This window comes from Emticicia sp. MM, assembly GCF_001649495.1.
This window is the reverse complement of sequence record NZ_LXHX01000088.1, coordinates 1-10,890: the sequence shown is the minus strand read 5'-3', so window position 1 is coordinate 10,890 and position 10,890 is coordinate 1. Positions and strand designations below refer to the sequence as shown.

Annotated in this window: 10 protein-coding genes; 3 read left to right on the top strand and 7 right to left on the bottom strand. The window is 37.0% G+C overall.

Features of this window, described 5'->3' with window-relative positions; genetic code table 11:
- A partial coding sequence (locus tag A6M55_RS10245) for a carbohydrate binding family 9 domain-containing protein (RefSeq protein WP_197491691.1) occupies positions 1-971 on the bottom strand: 971 nt, incomplete at its 3' end.
- 543 nt (positions 972-1,514) lie between these two features.
- On the opposite strand from A6M55_RS10245, the gene A6M55_RS10240 reads away from it, so the two are divergent.
- Together A6M55_RS10240 and A6M55_RS10235 are read left to right on the top strand one after the other, a co-directional pair.
- The gene (locus A6M55_RS10240) at positions 1,515-2,204 is read left to right on the top strand and encodes a YafY family protein (protein ID WP_015028539.1); all 690 of its coding nucleotides are present in this window, start codon (positions 1,515-1,517) and stop codon (positions 2,202-2,204) included.
- Between the two features lie 97 nt (positions 2,205-2,301).
- Entirely contained in the window at positions 2,302-2,796 is a 495-nt protein-coding gene (locus tag A6M55_RS10235; RefSeq protein ID WP_015028538.1) for a DinB family protein, read from the top strand.
- Positions 2,797-2,895: 99 nt separating this feature from the next.
- Here A6M55_RS10235 and A6M55_RS10230 read toward each other — a convergent pair whose 3' ends face one another.
- Together A6M55_RS10230 and A6M55_RS10225 are read right to left on the bottom strand one after the other, a co-directional pair.
- Positions 2,896-3,627: a copper homeostasis protein CutC gene (locus tag A6M55_RS10230; RefSeq protein WP_015028537.1), complete on the bottom strand. Its 732-nt coding sequence runs from the start codon at positions 3,625-3,627 to the stop codon at positions 2,896-2,898.
- 37 nt (positions 3,628-3,664) lie between these two features.
- Entirely contained in the window at positions 3,665-4,372 is a 708-nt protein-coding gene (locus A6M55_RS10225) for an ATP-binding cassette domain-containing protein (protein ID WP_064197499.1), read from the bottom strand.
- Positions 4,373-4,523: 151 nt separating this feature from the next.
- Here A6M55_RS10225 and A6M55_RS10220 point away from each other — a divergent pair, with 151 nt between their 5' ends.
- Positions 4,524-5,615, top strand: a complete 1,092-nt coding sequence (locus A6M55_RS10220; protein ID WP_064197498.1) for a Gfo/Idh/MocA family protein — start codon at positions 4,524-4,526, stop codon at positions 5,613-5,615.
- A 98-nt stretch (positions 5,616-5,713) separates the two neighbouring features.
- On the opposite strand, the gene A6M55_RS10215 is transcribed toward A6M55_RS10220, so the two are convergent.
- From A6M55_RS10215 to A6M55_RS10200, 4 genes are all read right to left on the bottom strand, one after another.
- The gene (locus tag A6M55_RS10215; protein WP_064197500.1) at positions 5,714-6,148 is read right to left on the bottom strand and encodes a DUF5606 domain-containing protein; all 435 of its coding nucleotides are present in this window, start codon (positions 6,146-6,148) and stop codon (positions 5,714-5,716) included.
- Between the two features lie 105 nt (positions 6,149-6,253).
- On the bottom strand, positions 6,254-6,865 hold the full coding sequence (yihA, locus tag A6M55_RS10210) for a ribosome biogenesis GTP-binding protein YihA/YsxC (RefSeq protein WP_015028533.1): 612 nt from the start codon (positions 6,863-6,865) through the stop codon (positions 6,254-6,256).
- Positions 6,866-7,005: 140 nt separating this feature from the next.
- A complete protein-coding gene (sppA, locus tag A6M55_RS10205; RefSeq protein ID WP_064197497.1) occupies positions 7,006-8,775 on the bottom strand; it encodes a signal peptide peptidase SppA in 1,770 nt (589 codons plus the stop codon).
- Positions 8,776-8,950: 175 nt separating this feature from the next.
- Complete coding sequence (locus tag A6M55_RS10200) at positions 8,951-10,441, bottom strand: GH3 auxin-responsive promoter family protein (RefSeq protein WP_064197496.1); 1,491 nt, start codon at positions 10,439-10,441, stop codon at positions 8,951-8,953.
- Positions 10,442-10,890: the final 449 nt, after the last annotated feature.

Here is a 10,890-nt window from a genome sequence, read left to right as displayed (position 1 = left end):
TCAGTACCTTCCGTAAAAAAAGAACGATATTCGTTGAATTTCACCTCAAAAGGCGTAAGATTCAACACTTTGTTATCGCTTTGCACCTGCCCAAAATCTGGAATTAAGGTGGCATCGAGTGTAAAAGCCTGATTGAGACCTAACTTTAAATCTAATCCTCCCGAAACCTGATTTGTCCAATCTTTTTGTTCTACTGTATTACTCGGAAAATGATTTGCATAAACCGAAAAATACGGAAACAGCTGCAAACGTAGTGGTGGTTTAATATCAGAAATACCAGTCCATTGTCCTTCTTGTGTCAAAAAGCCGTTTACATTGGGGTTAATGGCATTCCAAGTATATTGTTGTTCAGTTTTTCGCCTTCTTCGGGTAATATTCAAGCCCCAATTTTGTACTTTGTCTTTGCTAAAACGAATGGCCGAATAAGGCAAAAACATTTCAAAACTCCAGCCTTTGTCATGAATCACTACGGCACTTTTCCAGACAGCATTCCAACTAAAATCTTCGCCTCCATTATTATCATTCTGGTTGGGTGTCATTTTGGCATCCCACTGTTCGCCGAGTGGTGTAACGAAATACTCAAAACCATTAAGTTTGTCATTATAAGTATCGAAAATTAAACCAATATAATCGTTCATTCCGAAACCATCTCGTCCTGCCAATTCCTTCGCAATGCTATCTACATTTCGTTCGAAGCAAGTGCCGCCAAAATAAATCCCAGCGTCATCATACATCAAAAAAGTTTCGGTATGATTTCCCTTTTCTTCTTTTCGGCCAATCACAGGTCGAAATTCAGTGTAATCATCAGCTTTGGCGGCATCTTGCCAAGCCAAGTCATTCAGTTTACCATCAATAATTACGGGTTTGTTTGTACGTTTGGCAGGAAGCGAACGGGGTGTTGTTGCTTGGGCAAACGAGTAGTGTACACTGATGCAAAACTGCACCAGAAATAGTAAAAATAGCTTTTTCATAATTGTTGTTTTTGTATAGTTCTGTGCTTGGGGCACAAAACTACCAGTAATTGTCGTTTGGTAGGTATTAATAAAAGTTAACAAAACTGTTTTTAACATTTATTAAGCAATTATGAATACCTACTTACTTTGAAAAGGTTACAAAAAGTAATTTCGGAAACGACAATCTTTTTTCATAAAAGTTGCATGGACGATATTTTTTTCTTGAAATTTTGACTATCAAATTGATACTTCAATCTTTTAGTTTATTAATTTAATCGTCAGGCAAAAAGCTTTTTCATAATTTTGTGTATTACTGTCCAAACCCTAAATTAAACAGCAATACCTATATGCCAAAACTTATGCCATAAACATAACTAATTGATTATCAATAATTTTACTCTTAACGCAAAAATAAAATTGTCCGAAAACGGACAAGTCAAGTACGCCTTCGGACAAAGAGTCAAGTATCGTTTGCCTGCCTTATTATTACCTACAATTGTATCTTTTCGGAAACAAACGTATATTTGAAGAGTGAGAAAATTATGAAAAAGTACTACAAAAATGAACCGTATCGACCGCCTCTTTGGAATTTTAACCTTATTACAATCAAGAAAATATGTTTCGGCTGAGAAGATTGCTGAAAAATTTAAAATCAGTGTTCGAACAGTCTATCGAGATTTAAAAGCTTTGTGCGAATCAGGGATTCCACTGAGTTTCGAACCCAACAAAGGATACTTTGTAATGCAGGGTTATTTTCTTCCACCGATTGCTTTATCTACTGAAGAAGCCAATGCCCTTTTATTAACCGAATCGTTGGTTTATGGCTTTACTGATAAATCTATTCAAAAACATTACACTAACGCACTCAACAAAATAAAGTCGATTTTACCTTCTCAACAAAAAGAAAAAGCCGAGTTTCTAACCAATAATATCAAATATCAAGTACCTGAACGACTTACGCAAGATTACGAACACCTTTCGATTCTACAACATACCATTGCCTCAAAGACCATTATTTCTTTTTCGTATCGCAATAACAAAGATGAATCTAGCCACCGACAAGCTGAGCCAATCGGGCTCATTTTTTATGCTTTCGGATGGCATTTAATTGCGTGGTGCCACAAACGCAATGGATACCGTGATTTTAATGTTTCAAGAATGTCGAAAATTGAAGATACTTACAAGCCTTTCAAGAAAACTGACCACATTGAAGTGAGTGAATATATGCCTCAGATTCCGGTGAATTATTAATTTTTTGTTTGCGAAAAAATTCTTCTAAACACACTGACATAGGGTTGTCAGTAGGACATATTTTCTTTGTATTGTTAACCAAAAACTTCAAAAAAATATGTCACTTATTGCAATGTACCTCCAAGAATTAGAACAAGAATCGGCTACTACTCGTAAGTTTTTGTCGATTGTTCCAGATGACAAATTAGATTGGCAGCCACACCCAAAAAGTATGACGATTCGTCAATTAGCTACACACATTGCAGAATTACCTACTTGGATTACCTATGGTATTACGACTGATGAATTGGATTTTGCCCAAACTCCTTACGAACCAAAGGTAATCAACAATAGAGCTGAATTATTGGCTTATTTTGAAGAATGCTTTGCTGATGGTCGTTCGGTATTGGTTCCTGAAAATGAAAGTAAATTATCAGAATCTTGGGTACTTCGTGCGGGTGACCAGATTTACATGGATATCACGAAGGCTGAAACCATACGCAATGCCTTGAGCCAAACAATTCACCACCGTGCTCAATTAGGAGTTTTCTTACGCCTTTTAGATATTCCGATTCCTGGAAGTTACGGCCCAAGTGCCGATGAATTAAGTTAATCGCTTACATCCAGTTCATTGCCATTAAGTGTATTATACACAAATTTTATGAAAAAGCTATTTTAAGGGTAACGTATTCCACACAACACTTTGAAATGTTTAGGCAGGTAGCAATGCAGCTACTGCCTTGCATTTCTCAAAATCTGCTTCATAAATTTCAAATTCATTGCTTAATGCCGCACTAGCCATACTCACATCGGGTTTTCGGAAAATCATTTTACTTTCTTGAATCCCCTTGCCTGTCATGTGTAGTGCACGCACACCAACTGATAAAAATTGTTGGGCATTTTGAGCAGAAACTCCACTTCCAGCCATAATTTCAATACGATTTTGAGATTTTTCAACCAAAGTTTTAAGCAAATCAATTCCTTCGATGGCAGTGTTTTTTTGGCCCGAAGTCAAAATTCTTTCACAACCACACGCTATAATATCTTCTAATGCTTGAATGGGGTTATTAGCCACATCGAATGCTCGGTGAAAAGTTACTTTTAAAGGTGCCGCTAAACGAACTAATTCTGAAGTACGTATTTGGTCAATGCTTCCATCAGGATTTAAAATTCCGAAAACTACGCCATCAGCCCCTAAATCTTTCGCCGTTTGAATATCTTCTTTCATAACGGCAAATTCAGCATCGGAGTAACAAAAATCGCCTCCTCTCGGGCGAATCATTACATAGAGTTTGACATGAAGATGCTTACGTGCCAAACGAATCAATCCAGCCGATGGAGTTGTACCCCCCTCAAACATCCCACCACATAATTCTACACGGCCAGCACCTGCATTTTGAGCAGTTAGGCAAGATTCTAAAGAAAAACTACAAATTTCGAGCATGTCTTATATTTTTTGTAACACAAATTTGAAAGTTGCGTTACGCTGTTAGTTCACGAAAAACTTCCTCAATACCTTTTCCGCCTTGTTTGAGTTCGGAAAGGGTACCATTAGCTACAATTTTTCCTCGATTAATAATCACTACGCGGTCGCAGATAGCTTCTACTTCCTGCATAATATGGGTGCTAAAAATAACTGTTTTATTTCGCCCAACCGATTTTATCAATTCTCGAATTTCTACCAATTGATTGGGGTCAAGACCAGTAGTAGGCTCATCTAGAATTAGCACATCTGGGTTATGAATAAGAGCTTGTGCTAAACCCACACGTTGGCGATAGCCTTTAGATAATTGACTAATTTTTTTATGTTTTTCTAAATCTAAACCCACCATTTTGATGGTTTCGGCTACTTTAATTTCTAAAGTTTTACCTCTTAAACCATAAAGCGAACCCACAAATTCAAGAAATTCACGCACATACATATCCAAATAAAGTGGATTATGCTCAGGCAAATATCCAATGCTCTTTTTTACTTCCATGGGCGATATTTTTACATCGAAACCATTAACCACAGCCGAACCATCGGTGGCAGGTAGATAGCCCGTAAGGATTTTCATCGTCGTAGATTTTCCTGCACCATTGGGGCCCAAAAAGCCAACGATTTCGCCCTTGGCAACTTCGAAAGATATATCATCAACGGCACGTTGGGTGCCATAAACTTTACTTAGATTTTGAATTTTTATTGACATGTGATAGTCGCTAGACCACCGACCACGGTCGATAGTTTTTGTTTATTTGAAACAATAACGCAAAAATAGGTTTTCTGGTGAAAACTTTTCTGAAAAAATAGTCTTCGATGTGGTTTTTGGTTAAATTTGATAAACTCAACCTTACAAACTAATGAAAAAACTTCTTTTTTGGGGCTTATTTCTAAGCCTATCTGTTGTATTCGCACAAGAAAAAAACGTAAAAATGGGAATCGTAGGCATGACCCACGACCACGTTTATCAAATCTTACACAATCCTAATCGAGCAGGAGTAGAAATTGTAGGTTTTGCCGAACCCAATAAAGAATTGGCCTTAAGATTATTGAAGAAGTATAATTTGCCCGAAAGTCTTTGGTTTTCGAGCCTCGAAGAAATGATAACCAAAGCCAAACCCGAAGCGGTTTGTGATTTTAGAAGTATCATTGAGCACCTCGAAACCGTACAAAAATGTGCTCCCAAAGGCATACATGTAATGGTTGAAAAACCGCTTGCTGTAAACTTTGCCCATGCTAAAGAAATGGAAGCCTTGGCCAATAAACACCATATTCAATTATTAACTAACTATGAAACTACTTGGTACGCCAGCAATCATCAGACTTTTCGAATGATTCATGAGCAAAATGCTATTGGGGATATAAGAAAAGTGGTTATTCATGATGGACATCGTGGGCCCAAAGAGATTGGGGTTAGCAATGAATTTTTTAGTTGGCTTACTGACCCCATAAAAAACGGCGGTGGAGCAATTATTGATTTTGGTTGTTATGGTGCGGATATTATGGCTTGGCTTATGAAGGGTGAAAGACCTACTTCTGTGACAGCCATTACACAAACTATTAAACCAGAAATATATCCAAACGTTGACGATGAAGCGACGATTGTGGTAACTTACCCTAAAGCTCAAGGAATTTTTCAAGGTTCTTGGAATTGGCCTTTTGATAGAAAAGACATTGAAGTTTATGGAAAAACAGGCTATATTTTTGCCGATAAATCGCCTCAAATGACAATCAGAAAAGGCGATAGAAATGCACTTCCCGAAGAAAAAATTGCCGTAACACCTCTCGAAACACCCATGAACGATGCTTTTACTTACTTTGCTGCGGTGGCACGTGGTAAAGTAAAATCAGAAAACGATTTGGGTTCTTTAAAGATAAACATGGTAGCGATGGAAATTTTAGATGCTGCCGTGAAATCATCAAAAACTGGGAAGACGGTTGTGTTGAAATAAACAGCGATTAAAATCGCCTAAATGAGGATATAAAAATAGTTATATAACAAGAAAGCCCATCAGCAATGATGGGCTTTCAAAATATCTTATTTCAAGAATTATGCTTTTGCTTCTTCAGCAGTTTCAGCCGATGGCACAAATAATTCTGGCATGGTAGCCGAAAGAATATTATACCAAGTAATGATTTTTTTCACATCTGAAGCATATACACGCTCACGGTCGAACTCAGGCATAATTGCACCAAAAAGGTCAAAAACTTGAGTATTTGAAGCATTTTTGAAGTCGAAATCAACTTTCTCTCCGTGAATTTCACGAGCCTTCAAGAAAATATCACTTAAAGGAATTGACGTATTTGGGTCTTCAGTATAAATAGAAATGTCTTTCAATACCGATACACGAGCATTTGAACTTACCATTTCTTTTTGCTTTTTGTCATCGAGTGTTTCAACAATCACCCCACCACGTCCGGGTTTCAAAATTCTATACAAACCGCTTTTACCTGAAATGTGGGCAATATCTCTTAATAATTCCATTTGATAAATTATATTGTTTTTGTTTAGTTGTTTGTCAATCAACGACATTCAACGATATTTCTTTAATTTCTTTCGGCGTTATTTATAACGGTGCAAAAGTACAAATTATTTCGTAAAAGACAGATTCATCTCTTCGATTGCTTGCAATATTTCATCACGCCCAAGACGTCTTTCCGATGAAGTAATGAAATATTGAGGAATTTTCGTCCAGCTCAATAGCATCGTTTTTTTAAATAACTCAACGTTTTTCTCCGCAGTAAGCCCTCCTACTTTATCCGCTTTCGTAAAAATTAGACAAAAAGGTACATCACGCTCACCCAAGAAATCGAGAAATTCTAAGTCAACTCTTTGTGGTTCGTGGCGAATATCAATCAACACAAACACACAAACAAGGCTTTCTCGATTAGCTAAATAATTTCCAATCATATCGCCCCATTTTTCTCGTTCGTTTTTAGGAGCTTTGGCAAATCCATAGCCTGGCAAATCAACAATATAGTACTTTTTATTAATCTCGAAGTGATTAATAAGTTGCGTTTTCCCAGGAACTTGTGAGGTTTTGGCTAGGTTTTTATTACCCGCCAGCATATTTATTAACGAAGATTTCCCAACGTTCGAACGGCCAATGAAGGCATATTCGGGTTTGGTTGGCGGCGGACATTTTCGATAGTCGGCGGCACTCGTAACAAACTTCGCTTCTATTAATTTTGGAGTTTTCATATTACTAACATATCACCTTTTTTACTGATTCTTGCATGAAGACAGCTTAGAAACCTGTCCTACAAAATCAAAAAGGAGAAAGAATTTAGCACAAAGGTACTCAATTTCTTTCTCCTTTCGGTGATTATTTATTTGAAGTCTTACTTTATCTCTAACTCAAATGGCATTCTGGCTTGAATTTTATCCATGCTTTGAAGATTTTTGAGTTGCTTGGCATACGGAGCAAAATCGCCTAAATACGCTTTAAGTTTTGCATCTTCTTGGTCATTACCAAATTTTTCGATGAGTGTCTCAATACTTGATTTTTGTATTGGAAGATATTTTACTCTATAATCGCCCTCTTTTAGTTTAGCTTTTTGTGCTGCTACTTTAATAGCCACATCAATACCACCCAAAATATCCACCAATCCGTTGGCTTTGCCTTGTGAGCCTGTCCAAACACGACCACTTGCAAGACTTTTCAATTTCTCTACACTCATGTGGCGGCCTTTGGCAGCTTTAGAAGTAAAGCTTTCGTAACCTTTATTCACCCCATTTTGAATCATATTTTTCTCTGCATCAGTCATTGTGCGAGTAGCAGATGGGAAATTGGCATATTCGTGAGATTTCACGCCATCAAACGTTACACCTAACTTTTCGTTCATCAACTTCTCCACATTAAACATCACCCCAAAAATACCAATCGAGCCTGTGAGTGTAGTTGGCTGAGCCACAATGGTATCGCAACCCATTGCCATGTAATACCCTCCCGAAGCAGCATAATCGCCCATTGAAGCAATGACTGGTTTTACTTTTTTAGTCAATTCTACTTCTCTCCACATCACATCAGAAGCCAAGGCACTTCCACCACCTGAATTGATACGTAATACAATCGCTTTGATTTTACTATCTTTTCGGGCTTTTTGCAATTCTTTTACGATAGTTTCCGAGCCAATTGTACCATCTTGACTTTCGCCCGAAAGAATATCTCCTTCACCGACAATTACTGCAATACGGTTTGAGTTACTACCTTCTTTTACCAATTTATCGGCTTTGAGGTATTTATTTAAAGTTATGTATTCTATCTTTTTATCTTTTTCAGAACCTAATTCGTGGCGAAGTGCGGTTTCGAATTCATCCCAATAGCCAGTGTTTGTTAGAATTTTGTACTTCACTGCATCTGATGGCTCTTGAATCAAGGCTTTATTGAGAATTGTATTTACTTCTTCCAAAGAAAGCTTACGTGCTGATGCAATATCTCCGTAAAAATTATTAGCGATATCTGAGATGAACGATTGCGTTTGCTCGCGATTTGCATCACTCATTTTTGTCAAGAAAAATGGCTCTACTGCACTTTTATATTCACCCACACGGAAAATTTCGGGTTTTACACCAATTTTCTCAAAAAGGCCTTTCATGAAAGTATAGTTGGCACTCAAACCATTAAAATCTACGCCTCCAGCTGGAGTTATATAGCTTTTATCTGCTACTGAAGCTAAATAAATGCCACCTTCAGTCATGGTTTCAGCATAAGAGTAAATAAACTTATTTGACTTCTTAAAATCTAACAAATATTCTCTCACCTCTTTCAAAGTAGCAAAACCTGCCATCGGGTTTTCAGCTTTTAAATAAATTCCCTTAATGTTCGGGTCGATTTTTGCATTAGCCAAAGCTTCTTTGATTTGTGGCAAACTTACTTGGCCCGGTGAATTTCCGCCCGATAAAATATCATTCAGTGGGTCTTCTTCTGGAGCGTTTTCACGGATTACTTGATTCAAATCGAGTTTAAGTACTGAATTTGCAGCAACTTCAGTTTTAGTGTCAGAACTCGACATCAAACTTCCGATTCCTAGTAACAAAAAGAAGCTAAGAACTGTGAAAAGAAAGATGCCGACAATCGTTGCAAAAACATATTTCAAAAATTGTAACATATACGGTTATAGTTTATTATTTTATTTCTGTTTACAAAAATATATGTATATACAGAAAAGTAAGTTTAGTATTTGATAGATGGAGGATATTAATTATGAGTTATGAATTATAAGTGCCGAATTATTTTTTTAATCTAGTATTAGAGACAAGGTATGCCTTGTCTCTACACTTAATTTATGCTTTATGAAGGGCATCTGCAATCTTACGGTCGTTTGATAGACGCGGAACCTTGTTTTGTCCACCTAATTTTCCTTGTGAACGCATATAGTCTATAAATGCATTTTTATGGAGAGATGTAATGACCAATTTACGAAGAATACTTCCTGTAATTAGGTCATCATAGTACACATTCAGTTCGGTCATTCGCTTATCTAAATCGTTATTGAACTGCTCTATATCTCTTGGTGGTACGGCAAATTCAATAAGCCATTCATGATAAGGCAAACCTTCGGCAGGTGTAACCATTGGTGCGACTGTAAATTCCACAATCTCTACTTCTGGTTGGCGTTCACAGGCATATTTCATGGCTTTCTCCACCTCCTCACCAATAACGTGTTCGCCAAAAGCAGAAATATAGTGTTTGATTCTTCCCGAAACAATAACTCTATAAGGATTCAACGAAACGAATTTCACTGTATCCCCAATCGAATATCCCCAAAGTCCAGCATTATTATTCACAATAAGAGCATAATTTTTACCCAATTCTACTTGTTCGATGCTCAAACGAGTAGGCTTTTCATTGAAAAACTCTTCTGCGGGAATAAACTCATAGAAAATACCAGTATTAAGCAATAACAACATTCCTTCGTTGTTTTGCTTATCTTGGTAAGCAAAAAATCCTTCTGAAGCAGGAAATAGCTCAACCGAATCGATTTTCTTTCCGATAGATTCGAATAGTTTCGCACGATATGGTTCGAAGTTTACGCCCCCATAAACGAATAAATCGAATGTTGGAAAAACATCTTTAATCTTTTTACCCGTACGAGCCTGAATACGGTCGAAATACATCTGCACCCATGGTGGAATGCCCGAAATAAGGCTCATAGGTTGATTGATGGTTTCATCAATGATTTTTTCCAATTTCGTTTCCCAGTCTTCAATACAATTTGTTTCGTAAGAGGGTAAACGATTAGCTTGTAAATAAGCAGGAACGTGGTGCGTAGAAATTCCCGACAAACGACCAGTTTTAATACCTGCTTTTTCGGTCATTTCTGGACTTCCTGAAAGAAAAATGAGCTTATTATCTAAAAATTTAGAATTACCTGTTTCGTGAATATAATTCAAGAGGGCATTTCGTGCCGAACTGATATGATTATCAATAGAATCTTTCGAAATTGGAATATACTTTGTACCTGAAGTAGTACCCGAAGTTTTGGCAAAATAAAGCGGTTTCCCATTCCAAAGTATATTTTCTTCACCTTCGGTTACTCGCTTGATATAGGGTTTAAGGTCTTCGTAATCACGAATCGGAACGGCCTGTTTGAAATCATCATACGAATGAATGTCTTTGAAATGATGGTCACGACCGAAAACTGTTTGAGCAGCTTGGCTTACTAATTTTTCTCTCCATTCGGCTTGTACTTCTGCCGAACGAGCCATCCACTTCTTTTGCTGTGCAACCACATACGCTGCTATGGGTTTACTAAGTATCGAACGAACTCCCATGTTCTATGATTTATGTTCCTGCTCTTTTCTCTGGTTAGTATAATGTGTCGAGTAGCAAAGATAGTATTTTTTTCGTTTAACGAATTACTTCGCCCTTAAGCATGACATAAAACCGAGATTTTATGAACAATATTACAAAAACAAGTATTTCTTGAACAATAACAACAATGCTTTTTTTGTTATAAAAACAGGTGTTTGATAAGTAAATATGCTTATAAAGTACCTATTTTATTAAAAAATCGACGCATACTTGAAAAACCTGCACCTCAAAAGAGCATACTTTTCTGTTTTTCAATACTTTTTCAACTTTTTAGAAATATTTTGCAAATAATAGTTGTAAATTTGCGACCAAATTAAAATTATAAACCCATTAAAGCTTTAAAATGGCTGGATTGTTTAACTTCCTCACGAGTGACATCGCGATTGACTTGGGTACGGCAAATACCCTC